Source organism: Alkaliphilus peptidifermentans DSM 18978 (genome assembly GCF_900101495.1).
In the GTDB taxonomy this organism is placed as follows: domain Bacteria; phylum Bacillota; class Clostridia; order Peptostreptococcales; family Natronincolaceae; genus Alkaliphilus_C; species Alkaliphilus_C peptidifermentans.
This window is the reverse complement of sequence record NZ_FMUS01000021.1, coordinates 24,640-46,707: the sequence shown is the minus strand read 5'-3', so window position 1 is coordinate 46,707 and position 22,068 is coordinate 24,640. Positions and strand designations below refer to the sequence as shown.

Below are 22,068 nucleotides of genomic sequence, written 5' to 3'. Positions count from 1 at the left end.
GGAGGATTAGAGATGCCAGTATTTGAAAGAGAGGAATATCTTCAACGAATATCTAAGACCAAGGAAAAAATGAGTGAGGCAGGTATAGATCTATTATTGATATCTCACCCTGCTAATATGAACTATCTAACTGGATATGATGGTTGGAGCTTTTATGTACATCAATGTGTACTAGTTTCTTTAGAACAAGAAGAGCCAGTTTGGCTTGGAAGAGGTATGGATGCAAATGGAGCCCGTATTACTAGCTTTCTGTCGGAGGAAAATATATTGGAGTATGCAGATGACTATGTTCAGTCTACTGTAAAACATCCAATGCATTTTATTGCAGACTACATTAAAGAAAAGGGATGGGATAAAGGATCAATAGGAGTTGAAATGGATCAATTTTTCTTCACACATCGGTCCTATGTAGAATTAGAGGCTTCCCTTCCTAATGCTCGGTTTGTTGATGCAAATACTCTTGTTAATTGGGTAAGACTAATAAAATCAAATGCAGAAATTGAGTTTATGAGACGAGCAGGTAAAATAGCTGTAAAAGTTATGGATACTGCCCGTAAAGTAATTGCACCAGGAGTTAGAGAATGTGATGCGGCTGCGGCTATTGCTGCTGCCCAGTATGGTGGAACAGAAGAGCATGGTGGCGATTATCCTGCTATAGTTCCATTAATGATGGCGGGAGAAGCCACTAAAACTCCCCACTTAACATGGACTGATAAACGATATCAGCAGGAAGAAGCAGTGTTACTGGAGCTATGTGGAGCATATAAACATTATCATGCACCAATCGCCCGTACAATATATCTGGGAAAGAATCCTCCGCAATTAATGTTAGATACTGCTAAAGTTGTGCTTGAAGGATTACAGGACGCTTTGAATATAATAAAATCAGGAGTCGTTGTAGAGGAAGTTGAAGAAGCATGGAGAAAAAGTATTGCTCATTCAGGTATAATAAAAACTTCTAGAATAGGTTATTCTATAGGGGTTAATTATCCTCCAGATTGGGGTGAGCAAACAATTAGTGTTAGACCTGGTGATAAAACGGTACTACAACCCAATATGACAATTCATCTTATTCCAGGTATTTGGTTTGATGATGTTGGATTTGAGATAGATGCATCAATACAAATTACTAAAAATGGTTTTGAGCATCTATATGATTATCCACTTGAGCTATTTATCAAGAAATAGATTTTATAGGGGTGATCGATATTGGAAAACAATAAAACAATAAGCCTAAAGGATGTTTACATGGCGGCACTCAGGATTGCTCCATTTATAAGAAAAACCCCCCTTGTTGCAGCTGAATCACTTGCGGAAATTTCCGGAGCAGAGAAGGTAATGTTAAAGCTAGAATCACTGCAAAACACTGGTGCTTTTAAAGTAAGAGGTGCCGCCAATAAAATATTAGGACTTTCAGAGGATGAAAAGGCTAGGGGTGTAATTACCTTTTCAACTGGAAACCATGGGCGTGCGGTAGCATACGTTGCTAAGCAGATGAATATTAGGGCAGTGGTATGTCTATCAGAACATGTGCCTAAGAATAGAGTGGAATTAATTAAAGATATGGGAGCAGAGGTAGAGGTTCATGGCCGTTCACAGGATGAGGCAGAAAAGCATTTCGATTATATTATGGAAAAACAGAAGCTAATGGCGGTTCCTCCCTTTGACGATCCAGCTATTATTGCTGGACAAGGAACAGTGGCTCTAGAAATTTTAACAGAAAAACCAGAGTTAGATATTCTTTTAGTGCCATTATCAGGTGGCGGTTTGCTGGCAGGGGTAGCCCTTGTTGCCAAAGCCATCAACCCCTCCATTAGAGTTGTGGGAGTATCAATAGAAGCCTCTCCTGCTATGTTAGAAAGCTTAAAAGCAGGAAAGCCTGTAGAAATTGAAGAAAAAAATTCATTAGCAGTATCCCTTTTAGGGGGTATTGGACAACAAAATAATTATACTCTTACTTTAATTAAGGACTTGGTGGATGAGCATATAATCATTAATGAGATGGAAATAGCAGAAGGCATGCTATATGCCCTTAAATCCCACGGTTTAGTTATTGAGGGTGCTGCTGCAGTTGGCATTGCAGCCCTACTTAAGAAAAAAGTCTCCTGTCAGGGAAGTCGAGTAGGAGTTGTAGTTAGTGGTAGTAGCATTGAATTAGAAAGCTACTTTGATCTTATAAAGCAGCAGCTTTCCTGTGGAAAACCACTGCAGTCATCAAAAATATAATTTTGACTAACTATTATAATTGAGGAGTGATTACAATGAACAAAAAACCCGTTTATCCAGATAGCGCTCCATTACCAGCAGGCCCATATACACATGCAATTATTGCTGGTGGATTTGTTTTTGTTAGTGGACAGACACCAGAGAAGCCAGGTACAGATGAGATTGTTGATGGAGGAATTAAAGAGCATACAAGACAGGTAATGGAAAATATTAAGTCAATTTTAGCTTCTGCTAATTGCACCATGGATGACATTGTAAAGGTAGATGCACATTTAGCAGACATGAAGGATTTTTCTGGCTTTAATGAAATATATGGAGAATATTTGACAAAGCCTTATCCTGCTCGAATTACTGTTCAAAGTGTCCTCCCCGAAGGTGCTTTACTGGAATTAAGTATTACGGCAAAATGTAAGGAGTAGTAAAAGCTCATTCCAATTTGCTTCTGAGTAGGTTTACGTAGTTTTAAAAATATCAGGGTTTGTATATAACCTGAAATACTTACATATTGATTTGATTATGGAATATAGAAAAAGTCGTAGACAAGGGGGACATTTGATCCCCCTATTTGTGTATATAATTTATCCCGGAGATTTTTATACTTTAGGGTTAGCTATGGGGTAAAAGATAGAATAATTCTGTCAATTGAGATGGTATAAGGAAGGAGTAGTAATAATATGCCATTAAAAAGCCAAACCAGAGGTTATTGTATGGTTGCACTGGCAAGTATATTATGGGGTTCAATGGGAATTATTGGTCAAATGCTATACCAACAAGGATTAAAAGCTAATCATATAGTATTTTGGAAATTAATATTTGGTTTTATAATTATCTTAATATATCTGTTAATAACAGACAAGACATTACTAAGGATAGATAAGAAAGGACTAATGTACTTAAGCTTGATGGGACTTATATGTCAAGCCAGCTATAACTATTTCATATTCAGTGCTATTGCATATACAGGTATAGCCACAGCTACCATTTTATTATATACATCTCCTATTTTTGTTATTATTATGTCTAGGTTATTCTATAAAGAAAACATTACCTCAATTAAGTTAATGGCACTTCTCATGTGTATGGGGGGAAGCTTTTTAACAGTTACTGAAGGAGCTCTTGCTGCTTTAAAATTAAATCCAATTGGCATAATCATGGGTCTTGCTGCAGGCTTTACCTTTGCTATTACCACCATTTCTACCAAAGCACTAGTATCAAGATATAGTAGATGGACTATATGCTTATATGTATTTGGATTTGGAGCTTTATTCGCTATACCTATTTCTAATCCATTAAGTATATTGGAAATAAATCCTGGCCCATCAACTTGGCTAGGTTTATTCCTATTGGGCTTACTTCCAACAGCCCTTGGTTATGGATTATATATAACAGGAATATCCTACAATATAGAAATGTCCAAAACTGGTATTTTGACCACCTTAGAAATTATTGTTGCAGTAGTTGCTGCATCTCTAATTTTTGGTGATAAAATTTGGGGATATAAGCTACTGGGTATTTTAATGGTATTTCTATCAGTGATTATAATTCAAATAGAAATTTCAACTAAAATTTTTATTAAGGAAAAATTAGGTGCTTTAAAACTTTTTATTAATAAGAAAAGAAGTAAAGGAGAAAGTGTTTAGTAGGGTTTATTGGTTGCATACTTGATTCTAAATAGTATTAATTATAAAATGGAAGAGAACATGGATTATTTTGACTTTAATAGGGAGGAATGATTAATGAACACAATTTTGATAAAAGATGAAGACATAATGCTTTGTCCTACTACACCAAATGAAATTGATGAAATACTAGAGATAGAGAGGGTACAACAGGATGAAGAAAATAGAAGATTTGTCTACCTCTGGTCAAAAGAAAGACACCTTGAATCCATTGAAATGGAGGATGAGCTTCATTTAGTTATCCGTTCAAATAAGCATGAAGGAATCATTGGTTATATAATAATTTCAGGCTTATCAAATCAACATGATGTCATTGAGTTTGATAGAATCGCACTAAGAGAACGAGGGAAGGGATACGGAAGAAAAAGTGTTAGACTTATAAAAACCCTATGCTTTGAAAACTTAAAATGCAATCGGTTATGGTTAGATGTATTTGATTATAATGAAAAAGCCTATAGACTATATAAAAGTGAGGGCTTTGTTCATGAAGGAACTTTAAGACAGTGTAAAAAGTATAACGATTCATATTATTCAATGCATATAATGTCTATGTTAAAAGAAGAATATGTAAGTTCAAAGTAAAGTAAAATGCAAAAAAATCAGATTAGTGAAAATAAATAGTCTGATTTTTTTATTTTCTTGAAATAATAATCATAAGGGTTTTACTATAGTAAAAATTAAATATTCAAATGTTTTTGATACTCCAGCGGAGTATATCCAATCTTTTTCTTAAATGCTGATGAAAAGTAGCTTTGACTAGAAAAACCAACCATATAAGCAACTTCAGCTACCGAAAAGGATCTATCCCTTAATAGCCTTCTTGCTTTTTCTAATTTAATATCAATATAATACTCCCGAGGTGTTTTGCCAGTTTGGGACTTAAATATTTTAATAAAGTAATAGGGGCTTAAATGTGCTATATTACATAAATCATTCAGTAATAATTTTTCATTATTGTGTTCATGCATGTAATCTATAACTTTTTTTATTTCTTTGCTGGCTTTATATTCTGGACTGGTGTTAAATACTAAATTATTAGGTATACTTCTAATAATCTGAGTACCTAACTGATAAGAAATAGTATCTAGCATTAATTGGTAGCCTGGTTGTTTAAGAGCATGTTCAAACATAAATGTTTGAAGCAATCTCGATAAAAATTGGTTTGGGAGAGTAACCGTATTATCAAATGTTATACCCTGCCCCTTACCAATATCAGTGGAAAGCTGGTTAAATAGCCTTTTATCTAAAAAAACTACAGTATATTCTTTGTTTTCTTGAGATAAAACAATATTCTCTAGGGAAGATTCCGCCATTTGTCCGGGATTAACAATAATTGAAGACTGAGGTGGGATAGAAAAGGATTTGCCATCTATAATTAATGAAGGAGCCTTATCTTGAAAAAGTATAGTTAAATGATAATAATCTTTAAAAGTAGCCTTCGCATTTATGAAGTAGTTAGGACGTAATAATAATATTAAATCATTACTGTAATAAGGCACTGGTGGAATTGGACCTTTTACAATATGACCAACTATTTTTTCATAAAGCATATTTTCTCCCCCGTTACAATAATCTACCTTGCAAAGCAATAATAATTTAATAATTCACAATATTTTAATAATTATAGCATATGTTGGTAAATAAGTCTGTCAAAAAAAAGCAATTTATCTAACAAAAAAGGCAATATTATTATATTACTAACTGTGGATTTGATATAAACTTTATGTCTAGAGTTAATTCAGCTCTAGAGAAAACATTAGTCCAATAAAGGGGGATATATTTAATGAGAAAAAGATTATTAAGCTCTGTATTAGTAGTTTGTATGCTATTATTGATTTTTTCTAGCCTACCTGTTTTCGCATCAACAAGTGTAAAGTTAGCAATTTCTAAAACTGAATTCAGAATAAATGAAAAGGGTACCTTGACGATTTCAGGAATTTCTGATTATGATGTTGAAAATGGTGCATGGCTTGGAATTGCTGAGGGGGGTACTAGGGTAGCAAATACTAACTACCATATAAGTGTAAACCAACTACCTGCAAATAATGTTTGGGAATTCACAGCACCATATAAGTTCGGAGAATATGAGATAAGACTAATTAATCATGATGATACCCTTTTGGAAAAAGTAAGTTTTAGTGTAGTACCAGCTGTAGCCAGTGGATCTGATATAAAACTTTCTAAAACTGAAGTGAAAATAAATGAACAAATGTCTGTAACAGTAAATGGACTTACAGATGGAGAAATATCAGAGGGTGTATGGATTGGAATTGATAAGGAAGGTACCAAGATGGAAAACTCCAACTACCATATTTCTGTTTATCAATTACCAGCAAATAATACATATGAGTTTAATGCACCCTATAACTTTGGCAAGTATGAAGTTAGAGTTATTTATCCAGATGAAAAAAATACTGCATTTGGTAGGGCAAGCTTTGTTGTTGAATCAAGCAAAGCTAAGCCAGGGGATCTAGTACTTTCAAATACTAAGCCAGCCTACGGTGAAAAAATTGCATTAACAGTAAAGGGGTTAACAAAAGGCGAGATTGATGAAGGTGCTTGGATAGGTGTGGCAAAAGTAGGGGATAAATTAATTAATACCAACTATCATACCACTATAAAATACTTACCTCAAAATAACGTATATGAGTTTATTGTTGAAAACGAACCTGGAAATTACGAAGTTCGTGTTTTCTGCAAAGATAATCTTGCTGAAGATGAAATGGAATATGGACTATTTGGTACAGTAGGATTCACAGTGGGAACAGCATCTGCAACAGGAATCGTTGCTGGATACGAAGGAATATCTAGCTGGGCAGTACCCGAAATAAATGAAGCAATTGAGAACAATTTAATTACTGATAAAGTAATGGTGGACTTTGGTAGAGATATAACCCGTGAAGAGTTTTGCGAGTTGGCAATAAAGCTATATGAAAAAATGAGTGGAAAGACTGCTCAACCATCAGCCAGCAATCCATTCACAGACACAAAGAATCCTGAAGTTTTAAAGGCATATAATCTTGGTATAGTACAGGGGGTAGCACCGGATAAATTTGCGCCAAATAACTCTATTACAAGACAAGAAATAGCTACTATGCTTGTAAGGACATTAAAGAACGTAATGCCTGAATTGGAAACAAGTGGAGCCCAATTTACTCAAGTATTCTACGATGCAGCAGAAATTTCCGACTGGGCAGTAGAAAATCTAAGATTCTTAAATCATAATGACATTTTTAAAGGATCTCAAGGATATATACTTCCTAAGGCATATACTACACGTGAGCAGGCTATTTCACTGGTAAAAAGAGTATTTGATAAATTTTTCCAAATATAATCCTTCGTTTGTAATCAACTCCTTAATAAAAAATAATCATAAGCACACAAAAGCCACCTGTTTCTTATCAGGTGGCTTTTGTGCATTGTTGTATAATTTAATAAAAAAATAAAAAAACACTTGACACAGAAGAAAATAGGTAATATATTACTTATGTAGGTAATATATTACCTAATCGGAAGGAGGTAGTTTTATGAGTGGTATTGATTTGCATAAACAAAAGCATATTTTTGGTAGTATCTTTGTGTTGGCCAATAAATTTCAGGCAGTAATAGATCGTGAATTTGCTGTATTTGATATCACCACAAAGCAATGGTTGTTAACTGCTGTAATTGAAGAATTTTTTGATGCTCCTCCAACCATCAAGGAGGTATCACACATAATGGGGTCCTCCCATCAGAATGTTAAGCAAATTGCCCTTAAGCTTGAAAAAAAAGGATTTTTAGAATTGAATAAAGATAAGGACGATAGAAGGGCCACTAGACTTAGGTTAACTGATAAAAACTATGAATTTTGGAAAGAGCATCAAGTAAATAGTACTGCATTCCTACAGGAATTATTTAAGGACTGTGATGAAGAGGAGCTTAATGGTATGTATAAAGGAGTTCTAAAGCTTGCTATGAAGCTTGAAGAATTTGAATAATAAATATTATCAATTAAGGAGATTGATAGAGTGAAAAAGGTATTGAAAATATTGGGGGTAATATTCTTAACTCTAGTAGTTGCAATGATAGCTGTTGTATTTATTGTTAAGTCATTAGATTTACCAAAAGAAATGGCCGAAATAAATGTCAATAACGTAAACTTAGCTGGAATTTGCGAAGGCGTATATTCTGGAAGCTATGATGCAGGCTTAGTAAAGGTTGCTGTGGTCTTACAGGTTAAAGATAATAAGATAGTAGACATTACTATAGAGGAGCATCAGAATGGGTTAGGAGGAAAAGCAGAAAAAATAGTAGATTCAATTATTGAGGAACAGACTTTAGATGTGGAAATAATAAGTGGAGCAACAATCAGCAGTAATGCTATTCGTAAGGCAATAGAAAATGCCTTAACTCAAAATTAAAAATATAAATTAATGGAGGTATATATAATGAAAACTATAATAGTATATTCTACAAAATATGGAACTACAGAAAAATGTGCCAACAGCTTATCAAAAAAACTTTCAGGAGAAATTGACTTAGTTAATTTAAAGAGTATCAATGATATAGACCTATCACTTTATGAGAGAGTAATCATTGGTGGTTCTATTTACTTAGGGAGAATTCAAAAAGAAGTAACAAATTTTTGTTCAAATAACCTGGAGGCATTGAAGGAAAAAAAACTAGGACTCTTCATTTGTTGTATGAGGGATGGCAACGAGATGGATATACAACTCAAAGCTGCATTTCCACAGGAACTAGTAGATAAAGCTATAGCAATAGATGCCTTTGGTGGAGAATTCATATTTGATAAGATGGGTTTTATAGACCGATTTATTGTAAAGAAGGTTTCTAAAACCGATAAAGATACTTCTAATATTTTGGAGACAAATATTGTTGATTTTTCAGAGTTAATGAATAATGCGTAACTTTATGTCCCTTTAGCATTATTCTGTATGATTAAATAACGGAAGTAAGCTGCTGTATAACTAATAAGTATCATTGGAAGGGATTGTTATATTTTGAATTGGGTAATTTTAGATGGAACAGAGGAATTAAAGACGAGTGAAAAGCTTGTTACAAATTACATAACTGAAACTATGAAAAAAAGCGGAATGAGTTATGTTTATTATGACCTGAAGAATATGAATATATTGGCGTGTAGGAGTTGTGGAATTTGTGGCTTTAAATCACCGGGAAGATGTGTTTATAATGATGATATGCCTGATATTATTCGAGCAATAGCTAAAAGTAGAGGGATTATTTTTCTTACACCTATAAGATTTGGAGGTTACTCTTCTAATTTAAAGAAGGCTGTAGATAAACTTGCCCTTATGGGACTTCCATTATATATTGTAAAGGAAGGCAATCTTTTACATCCTATGCGCTATGGATATTTTTCTCTAGTTGGGATTGGTATTAGTAATGGGAGTATTGAAAAACAGGACGAAGCATTTAAAATGTTAGTTGAAAGAAATGCTTTGAATATGCAAGCACCACATTGTGGAGTATTAACTCTTAATATGTCAGAAGAAATTAATGATATAGAAAACAAGGTAATGGGCATGATTGAGGAGGTATCGTCATGGTAACAGCAAAAAGACTTATTCTAATAAATGGTAGTCCAAGAAGGAATAAAACCTCCTATAGCTTTGTTCGAACCATTAAAATGCTGTCTGAGGAAAAAAATTGTAAAGTTGAAGTTATTCATACAATTGATTTTTTTGATGGTAAAAATGATCTGAAGATGTTAAAAGAAATGATAGAAGGCTGTCATATTATAGGATTAATTGCACCAGTATATGTTGATACACTACCGTATCCTACAATTTGGTTTTTAGAGGAGCTTTCTAAAATGTATAGTATTGACCTAAAGGGAAAAGATTTCTTTTCTATTGCGCAGTGTGGCTTTCCTGAGTTTAAATTCTGTCAGCCACTAATAGACTCTTGTAGATTTTTTGCAGAAGTCTGCAAAATGAACTGGCTTGGTGGATTAGGCTATGGCGGTGGGGCAATCCTCGATGGAGCACTATTTGAAAACTTAGGTAAGAAAGGTAAAAATATTATAAAAGCACTAGACCTTGCAGTTGTGGATATAATAGAGGGAAAAAAGATATCTTGTAAACCTCAAGAGTTACTCACAATAAAGATTCCAAAGTTTATGTACCGCCCGTTAGCGGCTTATTTGAATTATAGCAATAGAAAAACAGCACGCAGCTTAGGCGTATCAAATATTGAACAGAAGGCATATCTTCAAGAAAGTTGATTTACTGTAGGTCATAAGATAGAAGTTATCTAATGATAGATAATCATGGATTACTAAAATGCATACTCTATAAATCCTTTGAATAGAGTATTTTGACTCTGCCGAAGGGGGAGCTATGATACTTAGTTAATGATTCAAAATAATATAGCTTAAAATCTATTTCATATGTAATGCATTTGGCATCCTCCTGCAAATTTTCACCTAAAGGAATAACAAATTTATCATCTTCAATTGGTATTCGGCCTAGATTACCCACTACATCGTCTTTAATATAAGCATATAGGGTATAGGGCCCCCCTTTAATATCTTTTATATTTATTTCTATTTCATCTTTTTCTGTAATAAAAATATTACCATCATTAAAACCTCCAAAAAAAGTTGTTGTATCTTTACCAGCCTTCACATGAATCGTATCCCTTAATATTATTAAATCTTCTATTTGAGTCTGCTGAAGACTATCTTCGATAAATTCTTTTACATATAGGCTATTATCTCCTTCCCAGGAGCTCCATTTTTGGCTACCAGCGTAGATAAGGGCAAAATCTTCAGCAAAATTTTCGGATAATCTTTCTTCCCAGGGGAGGAAATGGTCGGGAATTAATTTCTTACCATATATATTAGCATAGGCAAGCTTAGTTTCTGTACATTCATTAAGATAATAATCTCTTCCAAATATTGAATAACCAACCTCATGTCCAAGCTCATGGGCTAAAAATTTAATAAGGCTATCAATATTGTTATCCCAATTATAAATAATAATCTGTCCATTAGCATGAATTGCACCAAAATCTCTATTCTTAGCATTAACAAAAAATATATTCTTTCCCCTCAAGCAATACTCAGGTATAGAAAGGGATTCAATGAAATCTTTAATTGCTTTAAAATCATAAGAGTCAAAATCATCTTTGATTTCAATAAGATTATCATCTGAATCATTTAGCATTATGACATTTTCTGCTTTGAAAAATGTATATTGAAACTCTTCAGGATAGTAGCTTTCCTTTGGTAGTATTTTATTGTTAGATACTACATCATATAACAATTTAGCTCTAGCTTCAATTGCTAATGCTAGAGCATTAATATTGTCAGTAAGCTCTGGAGAAAATATCAAATATCCTTTTTTACTTATATAAGCATTATCATATACCTTTTCCTTTTTTTCTAATAAATCCTTATATTCGTTAAATAAAACTTCATAAGCATTGGTATCAGAGTTTAACTGATTATATAAGGTATAAAAATATTCTTTATCTTCTTCATACCATTGTCGATTAAATACTAATATATCAGTATTTGATACATTAGTGTCTTTAATAATGTAAGAGGCTAAAAGTATTAAAAAAATGCTTAAAGCAATTGTTCCATAAAAATATTTATTTAGTGGCTTCATTCTAACACCTACTTTTGTTTTTTATAATTTAAGTATACATTATTTAATTGTTTGAGGGAATTATTACCATGTTTTTTTATAAAAAACCCTTCCTATAAAAACTATAGGAAGGGTCAGGTTGATGACAAAGTCATCAAAATGCAGACTGATCAAAAAACCGCAGATTCAAGGCGCAAGAAAACCTAGCGACTGCAGCGTATACGTAATACGTAAGGGTGCTAGGTTTTCGAAGCAACGAAGAAGATGGGGGTTTTTCATCAGTCTAACCCTTCCTAAAAAAACTATAGGAAGGGTTTTGATTGGCATGATTATAGCATTATTTTAGTATCTTAAAACTGCAGAGCAAGGATTTTTTTGGTATTTCCTCCTTTGTAACCTCATAAACATTACCTCCATTAAGAAAGGTGTGAATTGCAGCGAAATTAAGTAAGTCAATGGAGTCAGTTAGTTTCTCCCCATATAGTTGAGTACTACTAGTTGTAGGATCATAGGCTCCCCATTGGTGTATGCCAGATGTTATAAATAATATTTTAATCTGTCCGTTGTATGCGTAGTTAACTATTTTTTTTATATCATTACAGACCTCAGCAGAGCCTTTCTTCTGATCATATTCAATTATAGATTCTTGCAAGGGTTTATCAAAATAAGTGCTGACGATTTCCCAGGCTTTTCGTTGTAACTCTACTGGGCTTAACTCATCTGCATTACCTAACATTCCTTTATCAAGTATATTATTATATGTATTCATTTTTCTAAAAATTGATAATATATAATCAACACCTGCCAATACTATTGGGGCATTATTTGATTTAATATAATCCGGTAAACCAGCGTTAATTAATTGTAAAAACTTATGAATATCCTTTTTATGCTCTTCATTACCAGTTCCATGACCATGATACATAATATCATTTCTGTCTGAACCTCCCACTCGGTGTTGTAGCTGTTTTTCAGAATCGGTGTCGTAACCAAGTGCATCAGACATATTGCTTGGAAGGGCATCGAGGTTAATCTCTTTAGATGTATATTGAGTACAATGAATTAGTCGAACCTTCTGTTGACTGAGTGCTAAAACATAGAATTCTCCATCCTTAGAAAATAGCTGAAGAAGTGGTTGTATATATAAACCCTTTGATACTACCACCAATTCGCGAAACTTAATTGGTAGTCGATAATAATCAATGCCTTCGCTATTGATAAAAATCCATAAGCCATCCCTTTGATAACTCCAAAACATAGAATTTTCAACTAAATCATAAGCGGGCTTCAATAATTCCTCGATGTTTTTAGCCGATATACCTTCCTTTTCTAATTCACCCTTTGCTGTCTTTAGTAAATTTTTAAGTCTTATGCTTCCTTCCACTACTTCTTTACCTGCCTGTGCGGTAGGTATAAAGATGGACACACACGTTTCTGAGTAATTTTCTTTTATCAAACTAGCAAGTAAATCCTTAGTTAAAAAAGTCATTTATTAACCTCCTTGTTTCGTTTTTTATATGTAATATCATAGATAATAAGTATCTATAGCTATTAGTACTACTTACCCCAGTAAATACAAGGTAAACATTGATAGAATGAAAAAAGAACCTTCCAACAAGGAAGGTTCTTTTATAAATTCTGACTGTCATATACCTCTTTTATATCGTTTAATGAGGAATTAAAGATGTTAACCAGGACAGGATCAAAGTGACTTCCAGAATTCTCATTTATATACTTTACAGTTGCATCAAAGGTATATGGATCTTTATACACTCGTTTGGTAGACATAGCATCAAAAACATCCGCAATAGCAATTATCCTTGCTGCTAAGGGAATAGATTCTCTGGACAATCCATCAGGATAGCCTGAACCATCCCATCGCTCGTGATGATACCGTGCTATATAAATGGCTATTTCAAAGAAGTTCTTATTGAAGATTTGAAGACTATCCTTTAAACCTACTAATAAATCTGCACCAATAGAAGCATGACCCTTCATAATTTGCCATTCTTCAGGTGTTAGTTTGCCTGGTTTGTTAAGAATATTATCGGGTATAGCAACTTTACCTATATCATGGACAGCAGCATTATTTTCAATATCATTTATAAAGCTTTGTTTAACTCTATAATTTTCGTTATCATGGTTTATAAGTTTTTGGGAGATAATTTTTGCATAGCTTGTCATTCGTTTTATATGATCACCAGTCTCATAATCTTTTTTTTCAACTATATCAGCAAATGTCTTTGTAACGTTGGCAAACATTTTTTGTGTTAAATAAGTCTTGCTAATAATAGATGATAGCTCATACGCAATGTTTTTGCCAAGAAGTAAAGATTTTTCATCGTAGTTATTTTCATTGATGGAGCTAAAGAACAAAAATCCAATTACATTTGTATTTGTTTTTAAGGGTATTATCATATTTGATTTTACACCCTCATCCAATAAAAGCCTTAAAGGTCTACTATGGGGTCGCTTTCGGAGTTCCTTTTCCACGCTGTTTATAACAGCTGGTTTTTTGCTGTGGATTAATTCAGTCAATGATGTATCCTTAAAGCTGACTTCAAAACCAGGTCCAAGAAGTACATTGTTATATTTGAAGACACCATGCTCGGCTATTATTTTTTCTTGGCTATAGTTTACAAATGCTACACCTAATCTATCTGTTTTCAAGGTACTATTTATTATATTAAATATGCTATCTAGAACATCCTCCAAAATAAATTCATTACTTGATATTAATTTAATTTCATCAATAATTTTTTGTTCTTGAATTACACTGTGTACTAAATTTTTTGTGGAAGTTTCTTCAGAAAAAAATTCGTGCATTTGTGGTAAATTATTATGGTTATAGTCATGTCTTGATAACATCATAAAACCTTCAATTATAAAAGGTATATTATAAATTAAAAACTTTACAAGTATTGTAGATAATAGACCTATGATAACTAATGTTGTTATGAAGGCTATAAAAGTAAAATGTATATAATCTAATGTAAGTTTTTTTCTAAAAGAGTTATAGCTTATAATAGTGGTATTTATATCTTCTTTTGTAGACTCATAACAATAAATTATTTCTTTTATTAAGTCTTTATTGGGATAATTTGATGTAAACTCACTTACTAAATGAATAAGCTGGTTATTTTTTTCATTAATATTATTTACACTATCATTAATTAAAGATAGTTCTTCTAATATATTATAAAGACGCCTACTATTAAGCTGTTCTGTTGAATTTATCAATTCCTCATTTACCTGACTTAGTTTAAGCAATTTACTGTTTAGCTGCTGAATTCTATCTTGTACATTATCGATAGTATTTGAATCTGCCAGATTATAAAAATGTTCGAAATTAATAGTGGGATGTATGGGAAGCTGGTATAATAAATTATCTATTACTTTGATAGGTAAATCAAGTTCTATGTAAATAGTATTAAGTGTAGTAATTGAATCATTAAATTTTTCTAAATCATTAAATACACTTTTAATATAGAAAAAATTTAGCATGCTCATGGCAATAAGTATTAACAAAGCAAGTATTATTATAAAAGCTATTGTTCTTCGCAAACTTTTCATTTCTTCACTCCTTAAAATAAATAATTACAAAAAACTACAATATTAATATATTACAATATATAGTATTTTTCTTCAACATATAAATTCTTTAATGTCATTTGATGTAAAAATTTAGCGAGTAATATTATGTTTAAGCTAAAAATTAGTTGGTAAGGACTACATATGGGTATAAATAAAAATAAATTTTCAATTTTAGTTTTCCAGTATGAAGACAAGTGACTATTTACAAATCTATTATAATAGAGGGTGAAATTGATGAGAAAGAGCATAAAAGAAATCTTTACAATTTCTATTTTTATATCTTTATATAATTCACTTGAATATATAGGGGCAGCTGATTACTACGAGAGTTCCGCATTTATACATAAATCCGTGAAGCCTCATTACATAAATGCAACTATATTTTTTATTTTAGCTTTATTAATTTTGGTACAGCTTATTTTCATCATTCATCTTTTAAAAACCATCAGATATAATAAAGAAGCCCTTGAGGATAGTTTGTGGAAGGAAAAAGAAGGATTCAAAGCTATACTTCTTTCAGTAGAGGATGGTATTGTTGCTACAGATGAAAAAGGTAAAATTAGAATTATGAATGCAGCTGCTGAAATAATCACTGGATGGAAACGAGAGGAAGCTCTTGGAAAAGAGCTTAATGAGGTTTTGAATATTATTAATCAATATACTGGTGAAAAAGATATGGCTTCTATTGAAAGCCTACTAAAAAAAGGGAACATAGTAGATTTACAAAAACGAGACATGATAATTTCTAAAAATAATAATGAGAGGTTAATAATGATTAGTATTTCACCTATTGAGGGGAAAAGAGGGAGAGCTCAAGGGATAGTACTTGTACTTAAGGATGTAACTGATGAAGACATTAAACAAGAGGAAATTAAGTATTTAAGTTTCCATGATCAATTAACAGGGCTGTATAATAGAAGATATTTTGACGAAGAATTAAAAAGGCTAGATACCGAAAGGAACTTACCCCTTACAATAGTTATGGCAGATGTTAATGGTTTGAAGCTAACTAATGATGCCTTTGGCCATGCCGTAGGAGATAGGTTATTACAAGAAACTGCAAAAATAATGCAGGAGGCGTGTAGAAGTGATGATATAATTGCAAGACTAGGTGGGGATGAATTTGTTATTCTCTTGCCTAAGACTAGCTACGATGATGCAGAAAAAATAGTTGAGAGAATAAGATGTTTATCATCAAAAACCAAAATAGAATCCTTAGCACTTTCTATTTCAATAGGCTGGCATGAAAAGAGAAATATGGAAGAAAAAATAGAGGATATCCTTAAAAAGGCAGAAGATCACATGTATAGACGGAAGTTATTTGAAAGCCCAAGGATGAGAAGAGAAACGATTAGAAATATTGTTCAGCAGTTGGCTGAAAGGAATCAAAGAGAAAGTGAACATTCCAGAAGAGTTAGTGAAATATGCGAAGCCATAGGCCTGGCAATGGGTTTATCAGTTATAGAGATTAAGGAGCTTAAAGATTTAGGCTTATATCATGATATAGGAAAAGTAGTTATATCTGATGAGATATTAGATAAAGAGGGAGAGCTTAGTGAGGAGGAATGGAAGGAAATTAAGCGTCACCCAGAAATAGGCTATAGAATATTAAGCTCAGCCAATGAGATGGCAAAGATAGCTGAATATGTATTAGCCCACCATGAGAATTGGGATGGAACTGGTTATCCTAAAGGTCTTAAAGGAAAAGATATTCCATTTCAATCAAGAATACTATCAATTGCCAATTCCTACGATACCATGATAAGTATAAAACCTTTTGGGAGAACATTATCAAAGGAAGAAGCAATAACAGAACTGTATATTAATGCAGCTAAAAAATTCGACCCATACATAACTAGAATATTTATTGAAAAGGTTTTACTTAATAAACCAGATTAAGAAAAAATGCATTTAAAATCAAAAAGGCAACTGGAATTTAGCCAGCTGAATTCCAGTTGCCTTTTTATATCATAAGTTATCTTGATTGATGTATCATTCTTAAATAAGACTTTTTAAAGCCCATTTTCTCATAAAGCTTAATGGCTCTATTATTGTCCCTAGCAACATGCAATGATATATTACCAGTTGAAAGCTCAATAGCCTTACTCAGTAGCTGAGTAGCAATTCCTCGGCCTTTAATGGTTCGCTTTGTGGCTATATATCCTAAATGATATGTGGGTATAAATTCATCAAAGCCAGTGTGAACAATAACTGAGATACCAGCCAATTGATTATTATAATAGGCCATTAGAACAAAGCCAGATTCAAATGCTGATTCTAATGCCTCTTTAATTTCGTAAATTGGGTCAGTATATTCCATTAGCCACTCATCTATATTACTAACAATCTCTTCAATTGGAATATCAACATCTGTTCTATTTACTCTTCTAACATCTAGATCTACTCGTCCATCATTTAATAAAATAACATGATTACCCTCTGATATATTACCATTTTCTACTTCCTTCATAAATCCTGCTATAGCATATCCATTTTCAGTACTAAACTTAATATTTTCTATTTTTTTAAATTTATCTGTGTATTTCACAAGCTCATCTTCGCTTATACCTGTAATTTTACCATTGGCATCATATATAGAATCAAGGGCATCCTGAGATATGGAGCTATTGAAGTTCAATAAATGTCTGTTATATTTTGTAACTTTAATAGTTTCATTCGGTAATGGCTGAATTTTCAAGGCATTCTTCTTGTAGGATTCATAAATTATATTACCCTCATTTATTGTGCAGTTATAAAGTTTAGGGAGCTTTTTTATATGGTCATTGATCCATAGCTGTCTAAAGCCTAAATGAAGGCCAGAAACTGAGAAACCATAGCTCATAAGGGAAAAAACAGTATCTATTTCGCCACCTACTTGCTTATGAAGCTCATCTGCGATGAATGATAATGCTGTCATATTCAGAATATTGTTCTCCATTCCCAGTGTAGCGTTATACCATCCATTTTTTTCGCTTATATCTCTACTATAATTAATACAATCATACTGAGTCTTACCACATTCAATTAACTTAATATTTTCCTTTTCAAATACTTTGCTCTTTAATGCCTTACTGTTTGAAGGGAAGGCGAACACGCATTCCACGTCATAAAATTGTGATATTAATGCCAGCGAATTTGCCAGGGGGCCATGGGTGCCCATGCAAATAGTTCTTTTGTTTATCGAAACAGCATCTTTTATTAATAAATGTGCTAATCTATCAATTCTTTGTCCAGAGGGGTTATTTCCCTCCAGCTTAAGATAGATTTTTGATAAACCAAGTTCCTTTTCTAAATTTTCAGCTCTTACCAATGGGGTTTTACCCACCATGTTGATAATAGTATTTTTCATCGAATACCTCCTTGTAAAGTATGTAGTACTAATAGATATGTACCAAATATTTAAATATATACCCCTAAAAATAAGTAATCAACCAATAAATTCAGTGTTTTTAATACTTATCAAGTGAGGGGACTATTTTATCCATTGAAAACAAAGGATTATTGCAAATATATATGTGAAATAATATTAAAGAATGCTTTTTCTATATCCATGATGTACAATAATATATGTGTACAGAAATGAGAACTATTTTAGTTAGGATGGGAGCAGAAATGAGAATTAATAAATATATAAGTGAAACAGGTATATGTTCACGTCGAGAGGCTGATAAGTTAATTCAGGATAAGAGGGTGAAGATAAATGATGTTATATCTGAGATAGGTAGTATTGTGAAGTCTGGTGATATAGTAATGATTGATAATAAACCTATTGGAGTTAAAAAAAAGCCTGTATATATTGCACTGAACAAACCAGTGGGAATTACTTCTACTACTGAAAAGCATATTAAAGGGAATATTGTGGATTTTGTTAATCATCCTGATCGTATCTTTCCAATTGGTAGGCTAGATAAAGATTCTGAAGGATTAATTCTCCTAACCAATGATGGTGATATAGTAAATAAGATATTACGTGCAGAAAATAACCATGAAAAGGAATATATTGTAACAGTAAACAAAGGAATTTCTACTTCCTTTATGGAAGGTATGGCAGGTGGAGTTAGAATCCTTGGTAAAAGAACTAAACCATGTATATTAGTCCCCATAAGTGATAGGGTATTCAAAATAATTTTAACCCAAGGCCTTAACAGACAAATAAGACGAATGTGTCAAGTCTTTGGTTATAGAGTGGTTAAGCTTAAACGTATACGTATTATGAATATAAAACTAGATGGATTGAAAACTGGACAGTGGCGTAATTTAACTGATAAAGAATTGTATGACATTATGAAGCTAATAAACTAAATTTACATAATACACTATCTTAGTATTATAGGCTTTTGATATACTTAAGGAAATGTATAGTATTTATTAATGGCTTGCTTGAATGGGGGAATAATAATGAAAGAGGAGAAAAAATTTCCTGTTGCATTATTTAATGGTGCAGTTGTCACTACTAACGGGTTATATCTTGTAAAAGATATAGGGGTTAATGAGGCTAAGAGTTATATAAAAGATAACGGATATATATCAGCTATAGGACATGAAGCTACGGCAGAAATAATGTCAGAGTTATTTAAAATACATATTCCAATGAATCGTATTCAATTTTATCAAGAAGTAGGGCAATTGGCTATAGTATTTAAGCTTAATAATAGGCCTCCTGAAGGCGCAATATTAAATAGAGGTGAAATAGAAGATATTGGCTACAGCTTAAAGCTTATGGAAAGATTAGAATGAGAACAAAAGCATTTCATGCGTTAAAACCTATGGATAAAATGCTTTTGTTTTCCAAAGGAACCCCTGAGTTCCTTAGGACGCTTCGCTGTATCCTCCTCATTGATCATAAGGGGGATCGCCCCCTTAACAACCCCGAATTTAATAGGAAAGTAGAACTTTCCTATTAAATAAAAAATGATCCAACTGGTGGATCATTTTTTATGTTTTTTGTTAATTGTACTTTTCGATTATTTTTTCTAAATCAGAGCTATAAAACTCTCCCTCAAAACGCAGCACCTTTAACTTATCATCATATATAATAAAGTTCTGTAATCGTCTTCCATCACTTTGGTCGCTTAAAAGCTGAATAACATAAATGTGGTTATCCTGAGGAGTTATTCCATTTGTCAGTAAATGGTTAAATAAGGCAACTATACTAGCTTCTGGTGTAATTAATTTGTTATCCATCATTAATGAAATAAGGAGCTGATAATCCTCATCAGATAAGTTATATTCATCCTTTCCTCCTCCTTCAACCCAATCCATATGGATGAGCCTACCCTGGTGAAAATTATCTAATTCGCCAACTTCAAGGATTTGATCATCTATTATTTCGGCCAATAAATTACCTTCGTATCTAACCGTATTTGCGTTTTGAGTAGACTCTAAAAACTTACCTTCATCATAGTTTATTATTTTTGAGTACCACTTATTTTTTTGAGAAGCATACGTTAACCACATTGTAGCATCTCCTGATTTATTCCTATTTACCACTTCATCAATTTTAAGTTCCTGTATTGCATTACCAATATCAATTAGTATTTCGGTATCTTCTAAAAGCTCAATCGATTTACCATAGATAATACCTGAAGTTTCTGTAATCCTGAAGCTAGCATCAGCCTCATGAATGGCAATGATAATACCGGTTGGAGGTGTTGCCTCTGCTGATTTTACTATGCCAATGGCATGAATTCTAAAGATACCCAATACAATAATTGGTAGAAATAATAATGAAATAACACCACCAATATACTGGGTTTTACAATCCTTAAAGGAATGCCTTTCAAGTAAGCCTGTATATAGTAGGTAACCTAAAGAAGCAACTATAACGATACTAAATATACCTGAATAATACATAGGTAAATGACGAGTATTCATTGGAGGAAGCACATTTAATAGTAAGCGATGAACAGGGGCTCTAAAAATAGACAACCCTAAATAGTAGCCCAATAAGCTTAATGCTGCCAGTACTATTAATTTATCAATTTTTCTCTTCATTGATGTCCCTCCCTACAATTTGCTTTAATAGGTTCATTGTATCCTCTGATAACTGATAAAGTCTTCTATTTTGCATAATAAATGCTCCACTTTCGTCTAACTGACCAATCATCCGACCACCTCCATTGAATTCAAAGGCAAGCTCGTAGCCTGTGCTTCCTATTTCACCATAATAGGTACTGTTTATTATTTCAGCATTAGAAATATCACTTAAAAATTCTGCGTGATTTTCTATCCCCAAATTATACTGATCAATTTTAATAAGCCAGCTGGTACTTCTTTCATCCCGTTCATAAATAATTACAGATTTTATTCCATTTAATTCTTCTATTTGAGTAATAGTACGGCTATAAATTATATGGACTACTCCAATCCAAAGGCTAAAGACAATAATACCAGCAAGAATGAATTTAACTATATTTTTTCGCCTAAAAACACGTTTATCGCTAACCAAATGTCCTATCATAATAGCAATAAAAGTTACAATAATAGCAGGTGTAATAAATTCCACAACTGCACCTAAAATTGGATGGTATGGAAAATATCCAAAACCCATTGTTACTCTGTAATGCCATTGATCCCAAGGAGAGATAGCATTTTTAGAAAAGAAAGGACTTAATGCAAATTCAGCTAATTTGTAGGGTAAAGCCATAAGAGCCTTAGTCACAATAAATGGATCAGTGGTATAGTACCTGGAAAATAGCCCCAAGATAAAACCCAAAACACCATAAAGTGTAATGCGACGTACTCCCTTTCGATGGGCTTTAATTCTATCTATAAGTACCTCATCATCAATATTCAATGATTCCTTTACAATTACTACAGGCTCCTCGATTAAACTATCTAGCTTTGTTTGACAATCATGACATTCCTCAATATGAGCTTCCACCTCAAGCATTTCTTTAGAGGAAAGTCCTTCATCTAAATATTTTTGAAGCTTTCTATTATATTGACAACTCATA

At 32.7% G+C, this 22,068-nt stretch carries 22 protein-coding genes; 15 read left to right on the top strand and 7 right to left on the bottom strand.

The window, feature by feature from the left end; genetic code table 11:
* Positions 1-12: 12 nt before the first annotated feature.
* The 5 genes from BLP68_RS14485 (at position 13) to BLP68_RS14465 (ending at position 4,487) form a co-directional block, all read left to right on the top strand.
* Positions 13-1,188 carry a M24 family metallopeptidase gene (locus BLP68_RS14485; protein WP_091545233.1) on the top strand — a complete coding sequence of 392 codons (1,176 nt, stop codon included), beginning with the start codon at positions 13-15 and terminating at the stop codon, positions 1,186-1,188.
* A 21-nt stretch (positions 1,189-1,209) separates the two neighbouring features.
* Positions 1,210-2,226, top strand: a complete 1,017-nt coding sequence (locus BLP68_RS14480) for a threonine/serine dehydratase (protein ID WP_207647928.1) — start codon at positions 1,210-1,212, stop codon at positions 2,224-2,226.
* Between the two features lie 35 nt (positions 2,227-2,261).
* Positions 2,262-2,645, top strand: coding sequence for a Rid family detoxifying hydrolase (locus BLP68_RS14475; protein WP_091545231.1), 384 nt, complete (start codon positions 2,262-2,264; stop codon positions 2,643-2,645).
* Positions 2,646-2,900: 255 nt separating this feature from the next.
* Positions 2,901-3,866 (top strand): DMT family transporter, encoded by a 966-nt coding sequence (locus tag BLP68_RS14470; protein WP_091545229.1) that lies wholly within the window; start codon positions 2,901-2,903, stop codon positions 3,864-3,866.
* Between the two features lie 96 nt (positions 3,867-3,962).
* Complete coding sequence (locus tag BLP68_RS14465; RefSeq protein ID WP_091545228.1) at positions 3,963-4,487, top strand: GNAT family N-acetyltransferase; 525 nt, start codon at positions 3,963-3,965, stop codon at positions 4,485-4,487.
* 95 nt (positions 4,488-4,582) lie between these two features.
* Here BLP68_RS14465 and BLP68_RS14460 read toward each other — a convergent pair whose 3' ends face one another.
* A complete protein-coding gene (locus BLP68_RS14460) occupies positions 4,583-5,455 on the bottom strand; it encodes a helix-turn-helix transcriptional regulator (RefSeq protein ID WP_091545226.1) in 873 nt (290 codons plus the stop codon).
* Between the two features lie 233 nt (positions 5,456-5,688).
* Between BLP68_RS14460 and BLP68_RS14455 the strand changes: the two genes are divergently transcribed.
* The 6 genes from BLP68_RS14455 to BLP68_RS14430 all read left to right on the top strand — a co-directional run bounded on the left by BLP68_RS14455 (position 5,689) and on the right by BLP68_RS14430 (position 10,149).
* The gene (locus BLP68_RS14455) at positions 5,689-7,239 is read left to right on the top strand and encodes an S-layer homology domain-containing protein (protein WP_091545224.1); all 1,551 of its coding nucleotides are present in this window, start codon (positions 5,689-5,691) and stop codon (positions 7,237-7,239) included.
* Positions 7,240-7,432: 193 nt separating this feature from the next.
* Positions 7,433-7,882: a MarR family winged helix-turn-helix transcriptional regulator gene (locus BLP68_RS14450; RefSeq protein WP_091545223.1), complete on the top strand. Its 450-nt coding sequence runs from the start codon at positions 7,433-7,435 to the stop codon at positions 7,880-7,882.
* Positions 7,883-7,912: 30 nt separating this feature from the next.
* On the top strand, positions 7,913-8,305 hold the full coding sequence (locus BLP68_RS14445; RefSeq protein ID WP_091545221.1) for an FMN-binding protein: 393 nt from the start codon (positions 7,913-7,915) through the stop codon (positions 8,303-8,305).
* Positions 8,306-8,332: 27 nt separating this feature from the next.
* Complete coding sequence (locus BLP68_RS14440) at positions 8,333-8,812, top strand: flavodoxin domain-containing protein (RefSeq protein WP_091545220.1); 480 nt, start codon at positions 8,333-8,335, stop codon at positions 8,810-8,812.
* 93 nt (positions 8,813-8,905) lie between these two features.
* A complete protein-coding gene (locus BLP68_RS14435) occupies positions 8,906-9,475 on the top strand; it encodes a flavodoxin family protein (RefSeq protein ID WP_176759046.1) in 570 nt (189 codons plus the stop codon).
* Positions 9,469-10,149 carry a flavodoxin family protein gene (locus tag BLP68_RS14430; RefSeq protein WP_091545217.1) on the top strand — a complete coding sequence of 227 codons (681 nt, stop codon included), beginning with the start codon at positions 9,469-9,471 and terminating at the stop codon, positions 10,147-10,149. The genes BLP68_RS14435 and BLP68_RS14430 overlap by 7 nt, the downstream gene beginning before the upstream one ends.
* 67 nt (positions 10,150-10,216) lie before the next feature.
* Here BLP68_RS14430 and BLP68_RS14425 read toward each other — a convergent pair whose 3' ends face one another.
* Positions 10,217-11,539 carry a hypothetical protein gene (locus tag BLP68_RS14425; RefSeq protein ID WP_091545215.1) on the bottom strand — a complete coding sequence of 441 codons (1,323 nt, stop codon included), beginning with the start codon at positions 11,537-11,539 and terminating at the stop codon, positions 10,217-10,219.
* A gap of 121 nt (positions 11,540-11,660) precedes the next feature.
* On the opposite strand from BLP68_RS14425, the gene BLP68_RS21995 reads away from it, so the two are divergent.
* Entirely contained in the window at positions 11,661-11,864 is a 204-nt protein-coding gene (locus BLP68_RS21995; RefSeq protein WP_091545213.1) for a hypothetical protein, read from the top strand.
* Here the strand turns inward: BLP68_RS21995 and BLP68_RS14415 are convergent.
* Together BLP68_RS14415 and BLP68_RS14410 are read right to left on the bottom strand one after the other, a co-directional pair.
* Positions 11,856-13,007 (bottom strand): baeRF7 domain-containing protein, encoded by a 1,152-nt coding sequence (locus BLP68_RS14415; RefSeq protein WP_091545212.1) that lies wholly within the window; start codon positions 13,005-13,007, stop codon positions 11,856-11,858. The genes BLP68_RS21995 and BLP68_RS14415 overlap by 9 nt on opposite strands.
* Positions 13,008-13,147: 140 nt before the next feature.
* On the bottom strand, positions 13,148-15,091 hold the full coding sequence (locus BLP68_RS14410) for an HD domain-containing phosphohydrolase (protein WP_091545210.1): 1,944 nt from the start codon (positions 15,089-15,091) through the stop codon (positions 13,148-13,150).
* A gap of 255 nt (positions 15,092-15,346) precedes the next feature.
* Between BLP68_RS14410 and BLP68_RS14405 the strand changes: the two genes are divergently transcribed.
* Positions 15,347-17,011 carry a diguanylate cyclase gene (locus BLP68_RS14405; protein ID WP_091545208.1) on the top strand — a complete coding sequence of 555 codons (1,665 nt, stop codon included), beginning with the start codon at positions 15,347-15,349 and terminating at the stop codon, positions 17,009-17,011.
* A gap of 76 nt (positions 17,012-17,087) precedes the next feature.
* On the opposite strand, the gene BLP68_RS14400 is transcribed toward BLP68_RS14405, so the two are convergent.
* The gene (locus BLP68_RS14400; RefSeq protein WP_091545207.1) at positions 17,088-18,461 is read right to left on the bottom strand and encodes a pyridoxal-phosphate dependent enzyme; all 1,374 of its coding nucleotides are present in this window, start codon (positions 18,459-18,461) and stop codon (positions 17,088-17,090) included.
* 263 nt (positions 18,462-18,724) lie between these two features.
* Here BLP68_RS14400 and rluF point away from each other — a divergent pair, with 263 nt between their 5' ends.
* Positions 18,725-19,414 (top strand): 23S rRNA pseudouridine(2604) synthase RluF, encoded by a 690-nt coding sequence (gene rluF / locus BLP68_RS14395; RefSeq protein WP_091545204.1) that lies wholly within the window; start codon positions 18,725-18,727, stop codon positions 19,412-19,414.
* A 96-nt stretch (positions 19,415-19,510) separates the two neighbouring features.
* On the top strand, positions 19,511-19,849 hold the full coding sequence (locus tag BLP68_RS14390) for a YddF family protein (protein ID WP_091545202.1): 339 nt from the start codon (positions 19,511-19,513) through the stop codon (positions 19,847-19,849).
* Positions 19,850-20,059: 210 nt separating this feature from the next.
* Here the strand turns inward: BLP68_RS14390 and BLP68_RS14385 are convergent, their stop codons facing one another.
* Together BLP68_RS14385 and BLP68_RS14380 are read right to left on the bottom strand one after the other, a co-directional pair.
* Positions 20,060-21,106 (bottom strand): hypothetical protein, encoded by a 1,047-nt coding sequence (locus BLP68_RS14385; RefSeq protein WP_091545201.1) that lies wholly within the window; start codon positions 21,104-21,106, stop codon positions 20,060-20,062.
* Positions 21,090-22,067: an anti-sigma factor family protein gene (locus BLP68_RS14380; RefSeq protein WP_091545199.1), complete on the bottom strand. Its 978-nt coding sequence runs from the start codon at positions 22,065-22,067 to the stop codon at positions 21,090-21,092. The genes BLP68_RS14385 and BLP68_RS14380 overlap by 17 nt, the downstream gene beginning before the upstream one ends.
* Position 22,068 lies beyond the last annotated feature (1 nt).